The sequence below is a fragment of the Oribacterium sp. NK2B42 genome, from assembly GCF_000424445.1.
In the GTDB taxonomy this organism is placed as follows: domain Bacteria; phylum Bacillota; class Clostridia; order Lachnospirales; family Lachnospiraceae; genus Oribacterium.
Genome location: NZ_AUJX01000010.1, coordinates 38,012 through 62,142, shown reverse-complemented (window position 1 = coordinate 62,142; position 24,131 = coordinate 38,012). Strand labels below are relative to the sequence as shown.

At 42.0% G+C, this 24,131-nt stretch carries 16 protein-coding genes; 11 read left to right on the top strand and 5 right to left on the bottom strand.

Going from position 1 to position 24,131, the window contains the following annotated elements:
* The first annotated feature begins 3 nt into the window (after positions 1-3).
* The gene (locus tag G625_RS0105615; RefSeq protein ID WP_029200330.1) at positions 4-2,907 is read left to right on the top strand and encodes a protein kinase domain-containing protein; all 2,904 of its coding nucleotides are present in this window, start codon (positions 4-6) and stop codon (positions 2,905-2,907) included.
* A gap of 100 nt (positions 2,908-3,007) precedes the next feature.
* Here G625_RS0105615 and G625_RS0105610 read toward each other — a convergent pair whose 3' ends face one another.
* From G625_RS0105610 to tnpA, 4 genes are all read right to left on the bottom strand, one after another.
* The gene (locus tag G625_RS0105610; RefSeq protein ID WP_029200329.1) at positions 3,008-4,510 is read right to left on the bottom strand and encodes a GGDEF domain-containing protein; all 1,503 of its coding nucleotides are present in this window, start codon (positions 4,508-4,510) and stop codon (positions 3,008-3,010) included.
* A gap of 483 nt (positions 4,511-4,993) precedes the next feature.
* On the bottom strand, positions 4,994-6,055 hold the full coding sequence (locus G625_RS21060; RefSeq protein WP_049895747.1) for a prephenate dehydratase: 1,062 nt from the start codon (positions 6,053-6,055) through the stop codon (positions 4,994-4,996).
* Positions 6,056-6,612: 557 nt separating this feature from the next.
* Positions 6,613-8,223 (bottom strand): hypothetical protein, encoded by a 1,611-nt coding sequence (locus G625_RS0105600; RefSeq protein ID WP_029200328.1) that lies wholly within the window; start codon positions 8,221-8,223, stop codon positions 6,613-6,615.
* On the bottom strand, positions 8,201-8,584 hold the full coding sequence (gene tnpA, locus G625_RS23450) for an IS200/IS605 family transposase (RefSeq protein ID WP_256377618.1): 384 nt from the start codon (positions 8,582-8,584) through the stop codon (positions 8,201-8,203). The genes G625_RS0105600 and tnpA overlap by 23 nt, the downstream gene beginning before the upstream one ends.
* Before the next feature lie 582 nt (positions 8,585-9,166).
* Here tnpA and G625_RS22710 point away from each other — a divergent pair.
* From G625_RS22710 to G625_RS0105570, 5 genes are all read left to right on the top strand, one after another.
* The gene (locus tag G625_RS22710) at positions 9,167-9,310 is read left to right on the top strand and encodes a hypothetical protein (protein WP_198014866.1); all 144 of its coding nucleotides are present in this window, start codon (positions 9,167-9,169) and stop codon (positions 9,308-9,310) included.
* Positions 9,311-9,385: 75 nt separating this feature from the next.
* A complete protein-coding gene (locus G625_RS0105585) occupies positions 9,386-10,327 on the top strand; it encodes an FKBP-type peptidyl-prolyl cis-trans isomerase (RefSeq protein WP_029200327.1) in 942 nt (313 codons plus the stop codon).
* Between the two features lie 375 nt (positions 10,328-10,702).
* The gene (locus tag G625_RS0105580) at positions 10,703-12,295 is read left to right on the top strand and encodes an AAA-like domain-containing protein (RefSeq protein ID WP_029200326.1); all 1,593 of its coding nucleotides are present in this window, start codon (positions 10,703-10,705) and stop codon (positions 12,293-12,295) included.
* Entirely contained in the window at positions 12,279-12,764 is a 486-nt protein-coding gene (locus tag G625_RS18550) for a hypothetical protein (protein ID WP_156885042.1), read from the top strand. Before G625_RS0105580 ends, G625_RS18550 begins: the two co-directional genes overlap by 17 nt.
* 90 nt (positions 12,765-12,854) lie before the next feature.
* Positions 12,855-14,207 carry an anti-sigma-I factor RsgI family protein gene (locus tag G625_RS0105570; RefSeq protein WP_029200325.1) on the top strand — a complete coding sequence of 451 codons (1,353 nt, stop codon included), beginning with the start codon at positions 12,855-12,857 and terminating at the stop codon, positions 14,205-14,207.
* A 4-nt stretch (positions 14,208-14,211) separates the two neighbouring features.
* On the opposite strand, the gene G625_RS0105565 is transcribed toward G625_RS0105570, so the two are convergent.
* A complete protein-coding gene (locus tag G625_RS0105565; RefSeq protein ID WP_029200324.1) occupies positions 14,212-14,961 on the bottom strand; it encodes a MurR/RpiR family transcriptional regulator in 750 nt (249 codons plus the stop codon).
* Between the two features lie 151 nt (positions 14,962-15,112).
* Between G625_RS0105565 and G625_RS0105560 the strand changes: the two genes are divergently transcribed.
* The 5 genes from G625_RS0105560 (at position 15,113) to G625_RS0105540 (ending at position 24,128) form a co-directional block, all read left to right on the top strand.
* Positions 15,113-17,134: a flavocytochrome c gene (locus tag G625_RS0105560; RefSeq protein WP_029200323.1), complete on the top strand. Its 2,022-nt coding sequence runs from the start codon at positions 15,113-15,115 to the stop codon at positions 17,132-17,134.
* Positions 17,135-17,387: 253 nt separating this feature from the next.
* The gene (locus G625_RS18545) at positions 17,388-19,625 is read left to right on the top strand and encodes an EAL domain-containing protein (protein ID WP_044931746.1); all 2,238 of its coding nucleotides are present in this window, start codon (positions 17,388-17,390) and stop codon (positions 19,623-19,625) included.
* A gap of 161 nt (positions 19,626-19,786) precedes the next feature.
* Complete coding sequence (locus G625_RS0105550; RefSeq protein WP_029200322.1) at positions 19,787-21,049, top strand: hypothetical protein; 1,263 nt, start codon at positions 19,787-19,789, stop codon at positions 21,047-21,049.
* Between the two features lie 98 nt (positions 21,050-21,147).
* Positions 21,148-21,405, top strand: a complete 258-nt coding sequence (locus tag G625_RS0105545) for a TIGR03905 family TSCPD domain-containing protein (RefSeq protein WP_029200321.1) — start codon at positions 21,148-21,150, stop codon at positions 21,403-21,405.
* A 119-nt stretch (positions 21,406-21,524) separates the two neighbouring features.
* A complete protein-coding gene (locus G625_RS0105540) occupies positions 21,525-24,128 on the top strand; it encodes a DEAD/DEAH box helicase (RefSeq protein ID WP_029200320.1) in 2,604 nt (867 codons plus the stop codon).
* Positions 24,129-24,131: the final 3 nt, after the last annotated feature.

The window sequence follows — 24,131 nt, the reverse complement described above, 5'->3', positions numbered from 1 at the left end:
GTTATGGGGAAGATTATTGCAGATTTATATGAAGTATTAGAAAGAATAGGTTCAGGCGGTGGTGGAGTTGTATATCTTGGCAGACATCTTCGCTTGAATAAAATGATAGTCTTAAAAGCAGATAAAAGAACTTTGAGTGTTGGCGAGGAAATCCTGAGACGAGAAGTCGATCTGTTAAAGGGACTTTCCAATACATATATACCTCAGGTTTACGACTACGTAGAAGAAGACGGAGTCGTTTATACCGTAATGGATTATATAGAAGGGCAGAGCTTTGACAAAATCCTGAAAAGTGGAAATATTCCAAAGCAGGCAGATGTTGTCAAGTGGGCATGTCAGCTACTTGATGCTTTGAATTATCTTCATACACGGCCACCTTACGGAATATTACACGGCGATATCAAACCGGCAAATATAATGCTTAAACCTGACGGAAATATATGCCTGATAGACTACAATATCGCCCTGGCTTTAGGTGAACATGGTTCCGTTCAGGTTGGATACAGCAGAGGCTATGCATCACCTGAGCATTATGGAATAAGCTACATAGACGGTCAGATGATAAGGTCCGAGGATGATGCGTATGAAAAAACCGAGATTCTTACTACGCATATGGATTTCGATGGAGTCAAAACTTCCATCATTGAAGACAGCGTCAATTCTGATCCCGGAGTTAAGTCAAATGGCAGTACCGGTAAACACGGAAAAAAGGTGATGCTTGATGTTCGTTCAGACATCTATAGTCTTGGCGCGACACTTTATCACATCATTTCCGGAGTAAGACCTGATCCTGAGGCTCCGAATGTAGTAGCTTTAACTGCTGATTATTGCAGACCTGAAATATGCAGAATCATAAAAAAAGCAATGCATCCTGAGGCTGATAAAAGATATCAGTCTGCTTCCGAAATGCTTAAGGCATTTCTTGATCTTTATAAGGATGATGAAAGAACAAAAAAGCATAGACGGAGAATGATTGTTTCTTATGCGGTTTTAGGAGCAGGACTGGTTTTGGGTGCGGGACTGTTTTATATAGGAATGAAACGTCAGCATCAGAGACAGGAGGCATTGACCCTTGCGGAATACTCTGCGGATTCCATGAGAGATGGAAACGTTAAACAGGCCGTGAATTATGCTCTTCAGGCAATACCGGCAAATGATTCGATTTTTAATGATTCTTTAGCACCGGAAGCCCAAAAGGCTTTGACGGATGCACTTCAGGTCTATGAACTGTCGGACAAGTTCAAGTATGAACAGATGCTGTCGCTTCCTTCAGTTCCATTTGTGATTATCGGCTCTCCTTCCGGAGATAAGTTTGCGGTTACCTACGCTTATAAAACAGCGGTTTATGACACAAAGACACAGAACCTGCTGGTTGAATTACCGATTATCAATTCTGCTTTGGCAGATGTTGCTTTTGTAAATGAGGATACCATTGTCTATGCGGGAGATGACGGGGTAACTGCATACGACCTGAAAAATAAAAAAGCTCTTTGGACGGGAGACAAGGCAACTACTCTTTCAGTATCAGGTGATGGAAAAATTGTTGCGGCCTTAAACACTGATGAAAACAAATGCCTTGTTTATTCTATGCAGGATGGGAGAATGCTAAGTTCCAAATCTTTGGGAGAACATACTCTTAAGAAGCATGTAAACAACATTTTGACCAATGTTAAAGACTATATTTTTGCATTAAACGAAGATGGGTCAAAACTGGCAATCAGTTATGATAATGGTGCTGTCAGTATCCTGGATCTTACAAGCGAAGATAACGACATTTTTGTTTATGATGAGTCTGACTATGGACACTTTGAAGGCGGATTTGTTGGAAACACTCTGTTCATGGGAGCTGATTATACCGATAAAAGCGGCGGTACACTTCATGTTATTGATGCAGGTTCCGCGACTCTTGAAGGTGCCTTTGATACTGATGATCCGATAAAACTTAATGTAAAAAAAGATAAGGTTTATTTAGCATGCGGAAATGTTCTGGAAACTATTGACCCAAAAGATTTATCCGAAAAAGAGCTTATTTATATCGATGAGAGGAAAATCTCATCGTTCTTCGCAGGTGATGAATATATCCTTGTTTCAACTAATGATAAGAATGTCACATTTTATGACAAGGGTGGGCATGTTGTTACCGGTATAAGCGGTGAAATAAATAATGATTTCCTGTTCACATCTGATGGATTCGGAGTATTGGGAAACAGAGATGAGAATGTACTTCGCGTTCTCAGGAGAGATCTGCATGATGAAGCCGAGTTTGCTTCCTATGATGCTTCGGTATTTCATGAAGAAGCCCGGGTGCTTCCGGATAAATCCGGGTTGATGTTATTTGATTATAAAAGCTTCAGCATTTTTGATATGAATAATCAGCTCGTAAAACAAGTCAAGCTTGATAATCCGGACAATATGTATGACCAGCAGTTCAGAAGAGAAGGTGACACATCATATTTGGAGGTAATATGGTATGACGGAATACATAAAAAATATGATGCCAAGGACGGAACATTGATATCTGAAGAACAACATGAAAAACCGGACAAATCTCTGTATGAGGAATTTGAAACTTCCAAGTACAGATTCATTTCATCATGGGAAAATGCGCCAGAGATATACGATAAATCCACCGGAGAACTGGTAGGTACCTTAGAAGAAGATTCACGCCTTACTTATGTCACGGAAATGGGTGATTATATAGTAGCTCAGTATGTAATCATGTCAGATGAAACGATACTAGACAAGACTGCGGTTCTTATGAACCAAAAACTTGAAAAACTGGCTATTCTGCCTAACTTATGTGACGTATATGACGATACCTTGTATTTTGACTATGGAACGGGACATATAAAGAAGAGCAAAATATATGATATTGATGAGCTTATAAATATTGCAAAATTATCGTGACACAATAACAGACACAGATTGAGGTTTATTGTGTATACAAAGTAAAATTATGAAAGAGTTTGTACAGCAGTGGTCACTATTTTCTGTACAAAGAAAGGGGTTATAGTATGAAAAGAAGTTTAAGGGGGTATTGTGCGGCTTTGCTGTCCTTGGCAATGGTCGTAAGCACAATGCAACCGGCACTGGCCAAAAATGGATCAGAAAATGAGGGAAATGAGTCTACACTGGATAAGGCGAGTCCTTCAGAACTAAAAAAAGAAAATGATGAGGATACATACGTGGCATAGCCGATCGCAGCTGACACAGCCTCCCAAGGAGAAAGCTTATTGTTTTCTGCCAATGCTGAAAGCTTATTGTTGAATCTTTCAATGAGGGTTTCAATATTATTAAGGTCCTGGTCCTTCAGGATTATGGCAAATTCGTCACCGCCTATCCTGAAGACAGGAGAGCGGGAAAATATATTGCAAACTATATGACAAATGTTCTTAATAGCTTCATCACCCTTTTCGTGACCATAAGTATCATTGATGTTTTTTAGATAATTAAGATCAACGACTCCGATTCCAAATTCAGTTTGTCCAAGCTTAAGGTTTCGTTCAAGGCTTTTGATTTCATTGTCGTATGCAGTTTTGTTTCTTATTCCGGTTAGAGAATCACGGTTTGCAAGAGCTTCCAGCTGAGAGTTCTTATCCTGCATGTCACTTAATATTTTTTCTTTGTTAATCAGGTCAGAGGCATAATCTCTGATATCCTCAACCATAGAGAAGATGGAGACTGACAGGGACTCAATTTCATCATGGGTATGTATATCAAGTTCATCCATAACAAGTTCTGATACAGGAGCACGCTTTCGGCACTTTTCTTCAATTTTGCCGGTTGCATTTTCAAGGGTTCGTATAGGCTTGACTATCCGCTTGTTATACCATCTATTGAGCGCTAAAACAAGAAGAAGACCTGCGATAAGTGCAACTATGAATGTCGCAAGTGCATATGTATAGGCTGCTTTATATATGTCATCAATAAGGATATCACCACAAATTACCGCAACGGGTTCTCCTTTTGAATTTATAAGAGGACGAATTGCGGTATATATCTTCCCAAAGTCAGTATCATTTCTAAAATAAGTGACAGTTGTATCAGTGTCCATGCGATGCAGGTACTCAAGGGCTACATCCCTTGGATAAGCATCTCCGGTATAGTTTCCAAGATCGGTAAGTTCATCTGCTTCATATGTCTTTTCGTATAAAGTATATGCAGCTAAGACATCCATCATGTTGTCCGGAGGATCAGCTCTTAACGGCTTAATTACATATATAAAAAACAGGTCATGGGTTTCCTTGAGATCATTGGCAAGAGTCTGAAGCTCATTATAACTATCGGATTTGACACCGGTGCGTATACATTGTTCAAGGTCATCAACGTCTATGCAGCTGCTCAGAAAGTTGATGGCATCTCCGGCGTAGTTCTGATATCTGCTTATCATATCTCTTCTGTAAATTTCAAAGCACAAAGAACCCACAGAAAGGGATATGAATATAACAATGATTACGCTGATGCGGATAAGTGATTTTTGCAGAGAATTATTTGCTTTTTGATCTGACATAGACGTGTCTCCTGTGTACATATTATACACTACTCTGGTTTACAATGTAATGTAATACAGGCATCTGACTCAAATAAAAGCTTTATAAACAAAAAGCATGTGCTCCATGTTTACAGGAAGTTTATATATTACGATGCATATTAAATGTTACTCTATAAATGCAGACGTTTGCATTCATTTTTAGGCTACAGAGTAATAATTATTATAATTGTACCAAATCTTTAGTGCGATTGCTATTCTACACTGATAGAAGCGGAAGATAATGCTCAGGCGTAGGTAAAGCATAATCTGCATCCTTGATAGTTTCATAATTAACTACAGCGTCATAGTCTTTTGCCATTATCTTTTCGATAACGTACTCATTGAAATTATGTAGTTTCTTTACTTTATCAATGTGTTTTCTAAATCAATTATTGTTTTTCATGAAATACATATCGCATATTTTACCACATATTTTTATATGAGGCTTCACTTATACCAACATCATTTCACATGGAACTCACCAAGATACCTGAATTCAAAGGAATGGTTTCCTGTGAGCTTTTCGTAATCTTCATAACTTAAGTCTGAGCACTCAATGAGATAATTATACTCACCAAGTTCGGTTTTTCTTGGTCTGTCATGGATCGTCACAAGCTTTGCTCCTGCATTTTCAAGATGAGCCAAAAGTCCAGGAAGACCTTCAGCTTTTCCGGAAGCCACAAATGCCATTCTTTCGTTCTTATCCATAGACGGATTATCCTTTGAAAGAACGTAGAACCGGGTTTTATTGCTGTCATTATTCTGTATGCCGGCTGCCAGGACCTCAAGTCCGTAGACCTCGGCACAGGCAGCAGATGCAATGGCAGCGTTAGAGGCATTACCTTCTTCAGCCACAAGTCTCGCGCCTTCGGCAGTACTGGATACTTCGATGATCTCAGCCTTCGGAAGATTTTCCTTCAGCCAGTCTTTTCCCTGGGCAATGCCCTGCTTGTGAGAGTATACCTTTTCTATATTTCCGGCTTCAGTCCCGGGCAAAACCAGGAGATTTTGATTGATGGGCAATTCCACTTCACCGACAACGGAAACTTCCTTCTGGTTGATAACGATGTCGACATAGTCTGTCACGGCTCCGCCGATGGTGTTTTCCTGCGGAATTACTGCATATTTACTTTCGCCATTGATCAATGCTTCTACCGCTTCGGAAACTGTTTTATACGGAGCGTACGTTCCTTTTTTTTCGAAAAACACACCACAGGCTTCCTGGGTATAGGTTCCCTCGGGTCCGAGATAACTTACAATTGCGGAATCATATTTATTTGCGGATTCTGATTCAGTTGCCGGCTCAGATTCGATTTTCGATACAGAATCATTTGCAGGTTCGGATGCTGTTTCGGATACAGATTCACTTACGAACTCCGATTCGATCTTCGATACAGATTCCGGCGAGCTTTCTTTAACGGTTTCCTCTATTGCAGGTGTATTTATTTGTTCACATCCGGTCTGAAGCACCGCCATAGACATTATCAGCAGCAATATCGATATATTTTTCTTGATCAGGTTCATAATGCTTTCTCCTTTGTGAACTCATATTTCTTTAGTTTAATTTAGACATATAGACACCGATCTGATCGGCAAAAAAATCGTTAAAATCGGAATCGGGTTTTTTACGGAAGCGGCTGCCTGATAAAAGGCTCGTTCTTGTAGTAGTATTTCAAGGCATTGGCAAAGAGTGTGACAAAAGCCCTGAATCCGGGAGTTGTAAGGGTATCTTCATTTACGATGATGGCGGCGCAGAGAGGTGGGGCATCTGCTGGATGGTCATGGTTTTCTCCTGTTAAGCAAAACGCAAGCTGAACTTGCGATATATCTAAAGAATACTTACTTTTGGGAATGCTGTAAAGATGGTATCGTCACATAACTGACTGCTTCCACGGGCAAGCCCGTGGGGTTCTGATTACCAAGCCTAGCCTGTAATCGTACATCATTTTCAGACTTTGGAGTTACAGGTGTAAATCTATTTGAATCAGGACTTTCATTACCAAGCAGTCCAACGACCACATTAGCGGTAAATTTCTGTCTTGTGACAAGGACGTACAGTCAATCGCCCATATTTAATTGTTTTAAGCTACCTTAATTCCGCTGTTTAGTATTTTAATCTTATTAGCCTTGATCCATGCGATCAGGGCTTTTTCTTTTGTGTGACACTTGTCAAAAGTCGCAATACATTTGTCTTTGTCTACATTTTTAGTCTTCCAATCGTAACAGTAAAGTAAAAATGATGAATACCAATCTCTTTGAACCATAGTCCCATCTCGGAGTTTATAAATTCTGTCAGACAACTTCTTTTTGATATAATCATCAGCAGTGTGGTCATACTGGCTCGCTCTATAATTGTTTGGTACTTCTATATATGTACCACCTGAAACCTTGAATTTATTTTTCACCGTAGTTTGGAATCCGTCCGGACATCTATTCTTTATGGACTTGCCAAACCGCTTTTTCTTATTGAATTTACCTTTGGCGTTTTTAGTTGTTTTCTTTACTTGTCTCATCAATTTGCTTGCGTTTTTAGGTTCTGTTATGAATGTATCGCCAAGACTTCTCAAATGATTAGCATCCTCATTTATTGCGAGTTGCCTGTTTACTGCATTGATACGGCATAACTCAGAATGTTTAGCCCGCAGTTTCTTGTAATGATTTGAGTATTTCCAAGACTTCCTGCCTTTCTTAACTGTACCGTTATCATTGTAATTCTGAGGATTAGTTGCTCTCCTTGATCTGTCCATAGCTCTGTAATACAGTCTTTCCAAACGCTCTGAATCTTGTATACTGTTACCTCGTTCAGATAAGTTCTTTAATCCGACTTCCGTATCAGAGGTATAGGCAACAGTCTGTGTTCCTATGTCAGCACCTATAATTCCCTTACCATATTTATGCCTTGGATTGCCAAACTTATCATATTTAGGCTTCGCTTTGCCTTCAATGGTCAGATGAAGGTATACCCTGTATTTTCCCCTGATGAATTTGGGAACAAGAGTAGCATAGCAGGGTCTGTATGTGTCTATGCAACGGGCTCCTTCTATAAATGTATCCACCGCTTTTGTATCCATAATCTCAGGATTGGCAAGATATGACATGACAGCATTTATTTCATCGGTTTGAAATCTATCCTTTATCTGCAACCCAAACATTATCCTACCAAGTTTAAACTGCACTTTATTATCTTTTATAGAGACAGGTATTCCACGATTTATCTGCTTTGCTCTGATGCAGGGAAGCTCTCCGTACTTGGAAAAATGAAGCATCTCTCCGTTACTATAAAGACATTTTTCCATACCACGCCATACATCCTCGGCTTTAGTGAGAGCGAATACTGCATCTATGCCGTATTTCTTGCCGATAGGTATCATGGAAGCCCTGCAAAAATCCCAGGTTACATTATAGACTTTCTGCATTTCGTTAAGCTGTTTAGCCAGAGATTTACGATGTACCTTATTCTCAGTATTTCCGTATAGATTGAGAAGTTTACGGTATTTCTTTGTGCGTATAAGCTGGTCATGATTCTTTCTCATAAGGCCAACAAGTTCGTTACCTGCTTTGCGGACCTTATCAGAAAGAGCAACAACCTTTTGTACATCAGAATAAGGCATATCAGTCTCTGCAACTAAAATATGTCTGTCAGAAAGTTTATGATATTGTTTCAGAAGCTTATTGTATTCTTGATTTGTCATGGTTTTTCTGTTCCTTGATGTATTTAATTACTGTTGCTTCGCTTATGTGACCTACTGTTGATACAAAATACCCTCTTGACCATAGAGCACCGCATTTTGCATAGAACTGTTTTAGTTGTGGGAATGCTTTGAAGAGTTCAATAGCGCTTATGCTTTTGAGTGTACTTACTACTCCACAAGGCGCCACTGTCTGCGGAACATCTACAAATATGTGTATGTGATCCGGCATTACTTCAAGTGCTTTTATAAGGTATCCATAGTCATTACATATTTTCTGTAATATCTTCTTCAGGGCAACATCAACATTCCCTTTTAATACAGAAAATCTGAATTTAGGACACCATATAATGTGATACTGTATAAGGTATTTTCAATGCGAAGCACTATGATACTGTTTGTCATTCATAATCTTTAGTCCCTAACTGGTACTTTTACTGGATTCCACGTCTCATCAGATCAAGAAAAGTAGCTGTTTTACCTTCTTCAACAGAATAGATACGAGCGATATTCTTCAGTTATCTGTTGCTTAATGGTTAGATACATACAGTTTTTTCATTTCGTAAGACACGGATCACTCATATATATATAATAGCACATTACGTGCCATATTCATAGTGACACCCCAAAAAAATATACACTTCTAAAAGTGACGCCATTCATCCCACGACCAAAAGGTCATGGGTTTTCTGGCTGATTATTTATAACAAGTGATTCTGATGTTGGAGGAAAATTATGGCAAAGAATATAGTGTCCAGAAGAGACTTTGTGAAGGGACTTGGAGAAGACCTGTGTTAACTATTCAAAGCCCGGAGCAAAGGGCAGCGGAATCAAGGCTTGTCTCTGGGCAGGTGCGGTTATGGATACCACACATACATCTATGATATTCTAGCGTGGTGCCATCAAGCCGGACGAAGTTGGTAAGGCAGGCTTCAGACTTTCATCCATGGAGGAGGCTCCTTTCTACGGTGTTCGTCAGGCCGGCGGATATTACAATGGCAGCTATCCAAACTATCTCGCCGGAGCTCAGGCAGGAAGGATCGCAACCTTTGGAAGACTTGCAGGACAGCTTGCGGCTGAAGGAAAGTAATGCTTTCAATAATTTGACAAATACCTTATACTTTAGAGGTTATTTAGAAATCAATAAGAGAAAATGAGGTATCAAATGAAGATAGCAGTTACTTATGATAATGGTCAGGTTTTTCAGCATTTTGGAAAGACTAAAGAATTTAAGCTTTATACAGTAGAGGATGGAAAAATCACAGCAAGTGAGATCCTTGGCTCCGGCAGTGCAGGGCATGAGGCTCTTGCAGGAGTTCTTAAGGATGCAGAGGTTGATACATTGATCTGCGGCGGACTCGGAGGCGGTGCACAGGCAGCTCTTGCAGAAATGGGTATCAAGGTTATTTCGGGAGCAACCGGAAATACAGATAAAGCTGTTGAGGAGTTCCTTGCAGGAAATCTGGTTTCCCAGGGTGTAAATTGTGACCATCATGGAGAAGATCACCATCACGGTGAGGGTCATCATTGCGGACATCACGATCATAATGGAGAGAGTGAAGAAGCAAGTGGCTGCGGCTGTGGACATCATGATGAAGAAAGCTGTGACTGCGGAGATGATTGCGAAGGCGATTGCGGTGGCTGCGGCGGAAGCCGTGAAATGAGCATCATTTACGAGGGTAAGAATGCCGGTAAGTCAGTAAGCGTTCACTACACAGGAACTCTTGATGACGGAAGCAAGTTTGATTCATCTTATGACCGCAATCAGCCGTTATCCTTTGTTGCCGGTGTCGGCATGATGATCCCGGGATTTGACAAGGTGGTTGTTGATATGGAGGTCGGAGAGAGTAAGAGCATCCATATCGAGCCGGCAGATGCATACGGTGAATATAATGAAAAGAAAGTGCTTGTCGCAAATATTTCAGAAGTTCCTGGGTCAGAGAATCTTCAGATCGGACAGGATATCATGCTCATGAATGATATGGGAATGCGCTTCCCTGTTACGGTGACCGAGAAGACTTCGGAGACTGTTACCTTTGACGGAAACCACAGACTTGCGGGAAAGGCGCTGAATTTCGACATTACCCTGTTGGAAGTTGCTGAGTAAAGATTGAAGGGTACTACATAGTGGATTGAATATTTGCCGTATCCTCCGATCTTATCTGTTTCAGGATGAAGGCCAGAATAGTAATCCCGTGTCAGGTGGCGAGTCGTTCCAATGACGATTTAAAATATAAACTCTTGCCGGATTTTATGAATGTTATGAACGTTCGGGACGTATTGAAACAACTGTAACAGGTTGGAATGGTAATGAGCTTGAATAATGTAATAGGAAAAATCATCGTTTTTTAAAAGTTTAGAATATGCTACGATATAAGCAGGTTTAAAGACATTGTTCTTTTACTCCTTATATCGTAGCTTATTTTTTTTGGCAAACCTGATTGGAAGTTGTGAATTACATGGTTCGGCAAAGGAGTTATTCGTGAAATCATTTAATACTACAGCGGTATGTATTCCGTCAAAACATTATATGGTTGATATCTCCGAGAGAGTGGAGGAGATAAAGAAGCTGGTTTATAGTGGGAAATATTTCACCATTAACCGGGCAAGGCAGTATGGAAAAACAACAACTCTGAAAGCACTGCAGCAGGCACTTGTCGATGATTATATTGTTTTAAGTCTCAGCTTTGAGGGAATAACAAAGGCCGGATATCAGACAGAGGGTGAGTTTGTTCAAACATTTTCAAGACTGGTGTTGGATCAGGTAGAGTTCTTTGGGGTTCCTATTCCTGAAAAGACTATTAGTGCCTTGGAAGGTTTTTGCGAAAAAGAAGCTGAACAGCTTAAGATGGATGAACTTTATCGTGTATTCAGAAGATGGATTGCTGTCAGTGAAAAGCCGGTAGTTTTGATAATCGATGAGGTTGATAGTGCAACAAATAATCAGGTGTTCCTTGATTTTCTCGGACTTTTGAGAGATGGATATATCGCAAGGGAATCCAGCGGGGTTCCGACATTTAAATCAGTCATATTATCAGGGGTTACTGATGTTAAGCATCTTAAGATAAAAATAAGGGATGAGGACGAACACAAAGAGAATAGTCCGTGGAATATAGCAGCAGATTTTACTATCGATATGAGTCTTTCAGCTGCCGGAATCAAAGGAATGCTGGATGAATATGAGGCAGACCATCATACCGGAATGGATACCGGCGAGATGGCAAAGCTCATCAGAGAATATACAAATGGGTATCCCTTTCTTGTCAGCCGTATATGCGAACTGTTGGATACAGAAGTAGAAAAAAAGATTGATAACATAAAAGACAGATGGTCTGTCAGAGGTTTGGACGAAGCTGTAAAGCTGATTCTCGCAGAGGACAATACTTTGTTTCAGTCATTGACAGGGAAACTCAACAATCTTCCGGAATTAAAGGCTTCGCTCAGAAGTATCCTTATGGAAGGGATTAAGCTTACATGGAATCCTGACCAGAGAGACATTGTCCTTATGCAGATGTATGGTTTTATAAGAAACTATAATAATAGTGTAAGGATAGACAACAGAATATTTGAGACAAGATTATATAATCTTTTCCTTTCAGAGGAAGAGATGAAAAACAGCGTATTTTTCAGAGAAGGTGACCTGGCTAAAAACATTTTTGTTGAAAACGGGCGCCTGAATGTACGTCTTATACTGGAGCGTTTTGTTCAAACGTATCATCAGATATATGGACCACTTAAGGAGAGGTTCAAGGAGAAGGACGGTAGAGAACAGTTCCTTCTGTATCTGAAGCCCATTATCAATGGTACAGGTAATTACTATATTGAGGCTCAGACAAGAGACCAGAAAAGAACGGACATAATTATCGATTATCTTGAGAAGCAATATATTATTGAATTAAAAATTTGGCACGGTGAGCGGTATAACGAGGCCGGAGAAAAACAAATAAGCGAGTATCTTGACTACTTCGGTTTGACCACCGGTTATATGCTCAGCTTTAATTTTAATAAAAGAAAAGAAGAAGGTATAAAGCAGGTTCATGTAGGAGATAAGCTTCTTTATGAAGCGACGGTCTAGTTTTATCAATAAAGCAGAACAGGAGGGGCGACCTGCAAGTCACATGGGAATTATGACGGATGAAAACATTGGAATAAAAGAAGAAAACATAGAAATAAAAGAAGACGGGAGCGAAGAAATAAAAAAAGGTCATTTTTTTATAAAGGATGAGATAGATAAGGTTCAGGTGCTCCTGGAGCCCTATGGCTTTTCTTTTTTTGAGCTTGCTGCCTGTTCTCCGAAGGGAGCCAAGGCTAAGGGGGCTGTCGCCGATTCGGTGGCAGTACTGGTTGAAAATCCAGCCTTCTTTTCCATGATGAGATCAAATCTCGAGCTTCCCATGAAGGAGCTTGTAAAATACAGTGGAGCGCCAAGGAAGATTATCGAGAAACACAGGAAATATATCATTGCGGCGGCGGAGATACTGAACGGAGAGTATCCGGAGCTTGGAGAATATTTTTCATATATCAGTAAAGTTATCAGGAAATAACCGATAATACTATAAATCTGTTTCGGAAAATACGGATTGGATATATGAATGAAATGTTTAAATGATATAGAAAACAGGAAGTGATGATACATGAAAGCAGTAGTTCTGGAAGTTAAAAACGGTAAGGCGGCGGTTCTCAAGAAGAACGGTGACATTATCAGAATAAAACAGAATGAGTTACAGGCGGGGGATACCATCGATATTATCGGGACCACCCGCGGTACAGGAGCCGGACCCATTGCGGCAGAGATATTGAAACGTCTCGTGGCAGCAGCATTTATGGTGGTGGTTCTGACCTTTGTGGTCTGGTATACCTACAACGCGGCATTTGCAGTTTCCTATGTGTCTGTGGATGTAAATCCGTCACTGGAGTTCTCGTTAAACCGCTTTAACCGAGTTATAAAGGTTTACTCCGTAAACGATGAAGCCATCACATTGGAAAAAGAACTGGAAACAAAACATCTTATAGGTAATACTCTTGGGCAGGCGCTCAAAAAGACTATTGATGTTATGGAGGAGCAGGGGCTTTTTGCTGATTCAAAAAATAATGCGACATCAGGAACGGGCAAAGGTGATACAGCAGGGAAAGAAGCGACCAAAGATAAAATATCCGGGAACGGGAAAAATACATCGACAGCATGTATCCTTCTCAATGTCTCGGGATCGGAACCTGAAAGAACCGGGCTGCTTGTAGATGAGATAAAAGAAAGTCTCAATGAAATTTCAGGAATGACCAATGTGACTACCAATTCGGACAGCAACGGAACCGGCAGCAGTTATTATCTGATAAACACGGCTGATCTCACGGAGCATAATATGGCATCCAATCTATCGATCTCAACGGGCAGATATCAGGCTATACGTACTGTTGAGGCAAGAAATTCCGTAAGGCCATCCGATAAGACGGATACAGCGGCGGTAGAAAAAAGAGCGTCAGAGATACAGATCGACAAGAGTCTTGCGGAACGCTATAAGGAGGCATCCGTAGAGGATCTCATGAAGGGTGTCGGTGCCGTAAAGGGTACGTACAAAGCTCCTGAATTAAAGAAAGATGATGGCAAGGTATCCATCAGTAACCTTGACATCCAGTATGAGACTCATGAATCTGTTGAAGGCTTTGAGCCGGAGACGGTTCCAGAAATGTATGATGTAAACGGAAACCTCATTACAGGTGATTGGGCTGAGATGGAAACATTACCGGAACAGTCTTTCGGTGAAGATCCGATAGAAGCTGCAGCAGAGATTAATGAAGCATATAATGCAGATTCAGAAGGCAATGACGTTCCCTCAGGTTCTGCAGGAAATGAAAATGCCTATGAGTTCGGTCCTTCAAGAGGAGATACTTCTGTCACTGTTCCTGAAACAACAGTTGACCAGGGAACTATATCCCCGGGTCCGCAGGTTCCCGTTGGTCCATGGATGCAGCTGCCATATCAAAATTAATACATCATAATTTGTGCTGCCTCAACATATATGTCAGCATCTCAACAAAGGCTATCATTACAGCCTGCTGATCCACGGCCATGTAATTGTTGGAGATGTTCGGTAAGAGAAGTATATTTGGAATAGGAGTATGTTTGGTTCTTTCAATATTACAGGTTACAAGCCAGAGGTTATCTGTGATTGAGGAGATTTCCTCAATTATGCTCTGGTAGCTTTTCATATCGTGATAGACGCTGAAGATGATCACTGTGGTGTCTGAATCTACCAGCTTTTCGGAATGCTCATAGCTCAGAAGATCTGAGGCAACAAGGCAGGGGATGCCAAGGTCTGTGAGATTCATCCGGAATTTATCGCAGACTATCTTATTTCTGTATCGTCCAAAACACATAACTTTATCAGATGAAAGTATGTCAGTTGAAAGCTTGTTTAGTCCATCACCACATGCCTCCGGTATAGACATTATGGCATCGGAAAAGGAGCTTGCGATTTTTTGAAGAGGATTGTCGGAAGCTGACTGTGCACTTTCGGAACGGAGCCAGGCATCCATTTCAAATTTGAAATCCTTATAGCCGTTAAAGCCCAGTCGTTTGCAAAATCTCAGCATGGCTGAAGTAGAGACGTCAGCAAAACCTGCGATCTGTGTGATGGTGAAGGTGTGTATGAGGTCAGGATTTTTAATGATCATCTGATAGAGTTTCTGTTCATTTGAGGTGTATGAATCCTTAAATTGATGCATTTTTTCTATGATATTCATTAATCTGCTCCGGCATTTATAAAAAAAACATAACGTTGTCAATAATATATCAAAAACCCGTTGCATTATCTATAGCCGGATGATAATATTGCCACAGAAAACCGTATCTAATTGACAAAATTGTCAAAACAAACTGAGAGGTAAGAAAATTATGAAAAAACTTGAACTGGGTAGAAAGATTACTTCAGTGGTTATGGCAGGAGCCATGACAGCAACAGCCCTTGCAGGATGTGCCGGAAGCACTCCTCCGGCAGCAACAACAGCAGCACCGGAGGCAGAAACAACCGCAGCTGCGACAGACGCAGCAACAGAAGCTCCGGCAGCAGAGGGAGGAGCGGTTTCAGGAACATTTACAGGATCAGCACCGGGAATCCACGGTGACAGCAACCCTGTAACAGTTACATTGACACTTGAAGATGGAAAGATCGCAGACGTTAAGATTGAAGGTCCGGGAGAGACTGATGGTATAGGTTCAAAGCCTATCGCTGATTTCCCTGAGAAGATGATAGCAGGAAACACAGTTCAGGTTGATGCTGTTTCCGGCGCAACCATCACGTCAGATGCCATCGTTAAGGCAGCAACAGCAGCTCTGGCAGAGGCAGGACTTAAGCCTGAGGATCTTGATTCAGTAGAGATCGATGCGGCAGTTGAAAAAGCTGAGGATATGTCCATCGATACAGATATAGTTGTTGTTGGTATGGGCGGCGCAGGTATGACAGCAGCCATTACAGCAGCTGACGCAGGTAAGAAGGTAGTTATCCTTGAGTCACAGGCAATGGGCGGAGGAAATACAGTCCGTTCAACCGGTGGTCTCAATGCTGCAGGTACAGAATATCAGAAGAAGAATGAGTTCACAGAGGGTGATGGTGTTGAGAAGACTCTCAAGACAGCAGCTGAGAAGTGGGCTGATAATGAGACTATCACAAAGCTTGCTGCAACAGTTCAGCAGCAGTGGGATGCTTACCAGGCTTCACCTGACGGATATTTCGATACTCCCGAGCTTATGGCTCTGGATACCATCATTGGCGGACATGGGATCAACGATCCTGAGCTTGTTGATACACTTACAAAGAATTCAGCAGGTGCCATCACATGGCTTAAGGAGCACAATGCAGAGCTTCCTTCCGTTGGTGCAGCCGGCGGAGCTTCAGTTAAGCGTATCCACAGACCTGTAGATGCAGAGGGCAAGACACTTGCAGTTGGTGCATTCATCGTTCCCGCTCTTACAAAGAACGTAGAGGACAGAGACGGTATCGAGGTTTACTACAATACCACAGCTAACAAGATCATCATGGAGGACGGCAAGGCAGTTGGCGTTGTTGCAGAGGGTGAGACCGGAAACGAGATCACTGTTAATGCCAAGGCTGTTGTTCTTGCAACCGGTGGTTTCGGTGCAAACTCAGAGATGGTTGAAGAGCTCAGGCCTGATCTCAAGGGCTTCTGTTCAACCAATGCTGACGGCGTTCTCGGCCAGGGTATCAAGATGGCACAGGCTGAAGATGTTAATGCTGACGTAGTTGATCTTGATCAGATACAGATCCATCCTACAGTTCATATCGATGAAGGCGGCAATGCCCACCTTATCACAGAGGGTGTTCGTGGTGACGGTGCTATCCTTGTAAACAACGAAGGAAAGCGTTTCTACGATGAGGTTTCAACAAGAGATAAGGTTTCTGCAGCAGAAATTGAGCAGACAAACGGTACTGCATGGCTTATCCTTGATCAGAAGATGATTGATGGTTCTAAGGTATATCAGGGTTACCTTGATTCCGGTTACGGCTACAAGGGCGAGACCTATGAGGAGCTTGCAGAGGCAATCGGTATCCCTGCAGATGCATTCAAGGAGACAATGGAAGGCTGGGCTAAGATCTGGGCTGACAAGAAGGATGAGGAGTTCGGACGTACATCATTCTCTAATGAGAACGACCTTGCAACAGCACCTTACTATGCAATCCTTGTAACTCCCGGTATCCATCACACAATGGGTGGACTTAAGATCAATACTAATTCAGAAGTTATCAACAAGTCAGGCGAAGTTATCCCTGGTCTTTTCGCAGCCGGTGAGGTTACCGGAGGCGTTCACGGCGGAAACCGTCTTGGCGGAACTGCTGTAACTGATATCATCGTATTTGGTCAGATCGCAGGAAACAGCGCTGTAGAGTATGTTGGATGATAGTTTGACAGCCATCAGGCTTGGTCAAGTAATTCAGGTTTAATTCCCAAAAAGCATACGTTTATATAAGTAATGTATTTAAAGGCGGTCGGGTAATCCCGGCCGCCTTTTTACATTATAGGAAAATACATTGATTATTTGGCATGCCATAAAATCTTTGGTCTTTTGAAGATTTCTATAAGTAAAAATTTATAAAAAAAGCAACAAGGTCGAAATTTCATATAAAGGGTAAAGAAAAGGAAGGGATTTTGTTTTGAAAGCAAAAAGAAACTTTAATCTGATAAGGGCTTTGATCCTAAGTCTTTTTGTTGTGCTCTGTTTTTCGTTTATGTCCTTTGCCGGTCCGGAAGCCGGAGGCAAAGAGATCCTTACGGTATGTGTTCCCGTTGACCGCTGCCCGGTTTTTTATCTCGATGATTCAAAAGAAGAGATCATAGGCATCGGTGCGGATCTTTTGAGGGAGGCAGCGGATAATGCCGGGTATGAGCTGAACTTCGTAGCTATGAAGGAAGAGACCCTGAAGGATGCTCTCGATAACGAAGAGTACGACATTCTTATGCCATTCGGCAGCGCCATAAAAAGCGCTTCAGGTCAGTCCAGCATAGTTTCTGATAACTTGATGCAGACACCCTTTACCATTGTTACAGAGAATAACCGGAACCTTTCAGACTTGAATAAGCTTAAGGTGGGGATGTTCAGATCCCTGGGCGGTGTGGCTGAGACAGTAAAGGGGATGTATCCCGACATGGAGATCAGTCTATATGATGATATGGATGATTGCGTCAAGGCTCTTCGCTCAGGAGATGTTGATGCCCTCCTTCACAATTCCTATGTTTGGAGCTTCATACTTCAGAAACCTTCTTATGAGGATCTTTCTCCACAGACTTCAACCATATTCTCTATGGATTTCAGGGCAGGAACCAGAGATACTGACAGAGGCCGTGACATTATCGAACATCTGAACCGGGGGATTTCAGACCTTCCGGATACCGTCAGCCAGGGTATAGTGCTTGATTACACTTCACGTAATCTGTATAAGTATAATTTCTTTGACTATATCCATAAGTATGGTGCTGTCATTCTTCTTGGAGTATTACTTTTTATCGCAATAATCATTATCTCGCAACAAAGATACACTGCTGTCAAACTGCAGCAGGAACAGAAAATGCGGGAGCTTCTGGATCATGATTCTCTGACCGGAGCACTGAGTATAAATGGTTTCAGAAAAAAGGTTGTTGAGATCCTGAGAGACAATCCGGACACCAAGTACTTTCTTTCCTACAACAATATCCGGGATTTCAAGTATATCAATGACCGTTACGGGAAGGAGGCAGGAGATGAGCTTCTGAGCTTCTGGGTAAAAAAATCCATGGAGGTAATGGGGGATGACGAAGCCATAGGAAGGATAGAAGGAGATCATGTTGTCGTTTTCAGGCATGCCGGAGGAAATAAGCAGCTTAAACAGGATGAAAATGATGTTATCAATCAGGTAAGGGATTTCTTTATAAGCAGGAATAAAGACAATAAGATAAGGATCTGCAGCGGGATCTATGTTCTTACGCCTGAAGATTACAGGAATCCCGATGTAGACCATATGGTGGATTATGCCAGGGTGGCGGAGAAAAAGGTTAAGGAAAACCTTAAAGAAAGCTATGGCTTCTATAATCCGGATCAGTGGGAAAGAGGAATGAGGTCTGCGGACATCATAGAAAATCTTCCCATTGCCATCGGATCCGGTGAGATACAGGTGTGGTATCAGCCTCAGGTGAATTTTGAAACAGGAAGTATCACCGGTGCCGAGGCACTATGCCGGTGGAAGCATTCAAAGCTAGGATGGATAAGTCCCGGTGAGTTTATCCCTGTCCTTGAGGAAGCAGGACTTGTCTACGATCTTGACTGTTTTGTTTGGGAAAAGGTGTGTCAGGATCTTCAGAGATGGAACGATCAGGGAATCCACAGAACTGTATCTGTAAACGTTTCGAGAAATGACATAAAGGAACAGGCAGATATCCCAAATCATTTTAAGGAATTGATAACAACCTATAGACTGACTCCGGACCAGCTGCATATAGAGATAACAGAAACTGCCTATACGGAAAATTCATCCTATATCATTGATGCTTCAAGGCGGCTACGGGAATATGGCTTTGAAGTTGAGATGGATGATTTCGGAAGCGGATATTCATCACTTCGAATGCTGAAAGAAATTCCGGTGGATCGTATAAAGCTGGATTTCCGTTTCCTTACCGCAAACGGTGACCCGGAAAAAGGAAGGATCATCGTGTCCTATATGATAAGGATGGTCAATGACCTCGGCTTGAAGCTTATTTCTGAAGGTGTAGAGGATATAATCCAGGCGAGATTCCTTCAGGAGAATGGCTGCTCGGATATGCAGGGCTTTTATTTCTGTAAGCCGCTTCCGGTGGAGGAGTTTGAAAAGTTCAGTGAAGAGAGTATAAAAGAGTTTTTAATTAAGGCAGTACGTTCCTGAGTGGGGGTGCACAATAAGCAATTATTGTGCACCTCTTAGTTTATCCATATAAAAGTGAGACAGGCTATGGTAAAATAAAAACATAAATGTATGTGCAAGATAATCTGTGCGGAATGATTGCAGAAGAACTAAGGACTTATTTATTTCAGAGGAGGATGAATATGAAAAGAAATGGCAATTATTTTATGAATGGATTAACTATTACGACATTATTATTGATGGTGACATTTTTAAGTGCCTGTGGAGGAAAGCCTGATGCGGCAGATGCCGGGAAGGCACCGGATAAAGTTTCAGAGACGACGGTTTCGGGAACTACTATGGCTCATGAAACTACGGCTGCAATGGCGGAACCTGTAGTGCATACAACAGAGCCGGCACCGGATAAAGAGTCTGCTTCCGCTAAGGAGGAAATTGCAAATATTGAGGAGGAGATTCTGGGTGGTTCAAATTCTACGAAAAAGGAATATACGGGACCGGTGGAAGGCACATATACGGCTTTCGGAGCTTTATCAGAAGGTCATGCTTTCTATGCGGAATCCTTAGAGCTTACATCTGAATTGATGTTGGAAAAGGACGGCACCGGGTACATGACATTAAACGGAGATAAGACTACTGTAAAAAAATGGACCCGGGACGGAGAAAAGCTGCAGGTTACGGTTGATGACGGAGGAACGGCAGATTGTATAATCAGAGATGGCATTATCGAACTTGAAATACCGGATACAGGCGGGGATGTTATATATTTTGCGAAAGAAGACGCGGATACTTCGTCCTATGAACTCATGACAATGGAAGAGTATACTGAGAAGGTAAATAACGGTGAACTTGATCTGCCGAATAGCGGTAATGACTCACATACAGCTGATCTCTGGAACCGTTTGGATAAAGCTGACGGAATCTATCTACAGTACGATGTGTATCTTGAGGCTCAGGATGTCACACAGGAATATGAGGTACAGGTTCTTGACGGTCAGTATCATTCTCTTCGTACTATGAAGGTGAAGAGTCTGACAGACCGCATGATCACCTATTACAGTGATGATAAGGTTTACAATCTGTATCCTGATGATATGACCGGAATCATGGTGACCGATGTGTCATCTTCCTTTATCAGGAATGATCCGGAACTGTTAGACGATCTGATCAATGATATATATGTCTGCAGTCAGAGAACCAATTACAGTAAAGATACCATGGAACATAATGGAGTAACTTATGATGCCGAGATATTCCCGGCTGAAGGTTACGAACCGGAGTGTATTTTCTTATATGATAAGGATGGTCATCTTGCAAAATGCCTGCGCACAGAAAATCCGGATTCAGATACGCCGGGTGCCACGGATGCGGTTTATATGATCCATGAGTTCGATGACCGACCTGATTCAAAGGTATTTGACATTTCTGCATATACGATAAAGAATTAGAGAGAATGAAGGCTCTTGAAAAATGATTCAAACAGAGTATATTTTATCAGAGTATCAAGTGAAGATTTTCAAGAGATGTCTGAAGAAGGAGATTTATCATGACACATTTTCAGTATAAAACCAGCGGAACCTGCAGCAGACTGATCGACTTTGAGTTGGATGATGAAAATAAGGTGCGAAATGTTTCTTTTGTGGGAGGCTGCAACGGAAACCTCAAGGCTATTTCCCGACTTTGCGAAGGTCATCCTGCAAGTGAGATTGCAGAACTCCTGAAAGGAGTGGACTGCGGAGGAAAGGGAACCTCCTGTGGTGACCAGCTTTCAAAAGCGCTGGAGGAAGCACTTAAGCAGGTGTGAGATTAACATCCTGTCAGACGGGTTGAGGGCATAGTGGTGATATAATTTTGCTAAATCATTCCGGAAGATGTATAATCATTCCCAATGATGAGTTTTGATACAAAAATGGAGGAACTACATTGCTTTCATTCATATTCACGGAGGACAGTTTTATAGTTGACAGACCTGAAGATGAAATTACAGGCGCTGAAGCTGAACAGAAACTGAGGCAGCAATTCATAGCTGATAAATACAAGGCTCTTTTGGAGGCGGGACTTTCTCCTGCAAGTGGTGGAGAAAGCCCCTCCTTTGCGTTTCTGAAAAGATTATCCGGCTATTTTATCAAGGCGGTGCAGAGTAATCCCGATCTTGAAGTACTGAGAGATAAGGTGCAGATAGAACTTTCAGAAGAGACCTGCGAAGAACTTGAGATGACGATTCCCTTCGGGATAGGAACGGAGAATATCAGCAGAGCCTGGATTGCTCTTCAGGTCATGAAGCTTTCTTCAGTATTCACAGCCGGTCTTCGGGATTATCAGGGAACAGCCGGAATGTATCTCACGGAGCTTAACCAGAATCTGAGAGTTCCGGAAAGAATATTTTTTCATCTTGTAGAGAATACCAGGGATGATACGGGAAGACCCTTTGCTTTTCTTGCTACCTATGCGACAAAGGATGGAGAAGGCGGGGTCAAGCATGTGCCTTTATCCTATGCATTGGAAGAATATAAGCATGACAGGGACAAGCTTCTTCAACTTCTTGCGTGTCTCGGAAGAACAGCAGAGGTTTCCCCGCTCATTGCTTCCTTTGTGGAGTCAGGGGAAATGTTTCATCCGCTGAGAATGACCTCGGAAGAAGCCTATGAAATTTTAAAGGCAGTTCCGAAAATAGAGGAATGCGGTGTAGTATGCCGTCTTCCGAACTGGTGGAAGCGTGGACAGAGCAGCATTTCAATGCAGGTAAAGCTTGGTGAAGACAAGCCTGCACTTCTGGGAGCAGAGTCCATTGTGTCAATGGTTCCGGAGCTTACAGTGGATGGTGTGCCACTGACTGAAAGTGATATTAAGAGCCTTTTGGATCAGACCGAAGGACTTGCCCTTCTGAAGGGCAAGTGGGTTGAGGTCAATCACTCACGTCTTGAAAGGATGCTTGGGGATCTTGAAAAGTACCGTGGTGATATGAGCCTTTTGGAAGCCTTGAAGTTTGAGGCAGGTCTTTCTTCTGACAAGATAGACATTGACATCGGACCCGTGGTTACAAATGGCAAATGGCTGGGAACTCTTTTGGGAAATCTCAAGAAACCCCAGAATATAAAGAATGAAAAGGTTCCAAAGACAGTCAAAGCCGATCTCCGTTCTTATCAGGAGACGGGCTTCAGATGGCTTTGCTACATGAATAATATCAATTTCGGAGCCTGCCTTGCTGATGACATGGGTCTCGGAAAGACTCTCCAGATAATCACATTTCTTTCATGGGTCTACAAGAAGGATAAGAATGCGGTCGCGCTTTTGATAGTGCCGGCATCCCTTCTTGGAAACTGGGAAAAAGAGGTGGAAAAATTCGCTCCGGATCTTCCGTTCAGGATCATGCATGGCGAAAAGGCGGAAGTAATGGAAAAACAGTATCTGGATGATCCATCCTTTATTAATGTCACGACCTATGGTATGGCACTAAGGATGGAAGGGCTTTCCAAAAGAAAGGCAGATTATCTCATCCTTGATGAAGCCCAGGCAATAAAGAATCCTGCTACAAAACAGACCAGAGCCATTAAAAAGATTCCTGCGGTTCATAAGATTGCAATGACAGGTACGCCTATAGAGAATGATCTTACGAATCTCTGGTCACTATTTGATTTCCTGAATAAAGGTCTTCTCGGAACTTCTGATGAATTCCGCAAATTCACAAAGGAACTTCCTCAGCATTCCGATGGCTATGGAAAGCTTAAAAATATCATCAGTCCCTTCCTTCTCCGCCGGTTGAAGAGTGACAAAAAGATAATCAAAGACCTGCCTGATAAGGTTGAAAAGATTGATTATGTAAATCTTTCGCCGAAGCAGATCGTTTTATACAGAAAACAGGTCGCAGATCTTGAAAAAGCATTGGAATCAGTAGACGGAATGAAGAGAAAAGGTCTGGTGCTTGCGACATTAACAAAGCTTAAACAGATCTGCAATCATCCGGATCAGTTTCTTGGACAGGAGAGATTTTCGCCAAAGGACAGCGGCAAGTTTGAAGTTATGAGGGCGCTCTGTGAGACAATATATTCAAGACGTGAGAGAGTGCTTATTTTTACTCAGTATAAAGAAATTATTCCGTATCTTGAGAAGTTCCTTACAGAGATATTTGAGTGCGAGGGTCTTGTCATCCACGGCGGGGTGCCGGTTTCCAGACGTCAGAAGCTGGTGGATCAGTTTAATGCTGAGGACTATGTACCCTATATGATACTGTCCCTCAAGGCGGGAGGCACAGGACTGAATTTAACAGCCGCAAATCATGTGATACATTTTGACAGATGGTGGAATCCGGCTGTTGAGAACCAGGCAACCGACAGAGCCTACAGGATAGGTCAGAATAAAAGTGTTATTGTTCACAAGTTTGTGACAGTGGGTACCATAGAGGAACGGATAGACAAGATGATAACAGATAAGGTTTCCCTGGCGGAAAGTGTTGTGGGAACAGGCGAGAACTGGATCACGGAGATGTCTGATTCAGAGCTTCTCAATCTCATGAGACTGGAGATATAAGAT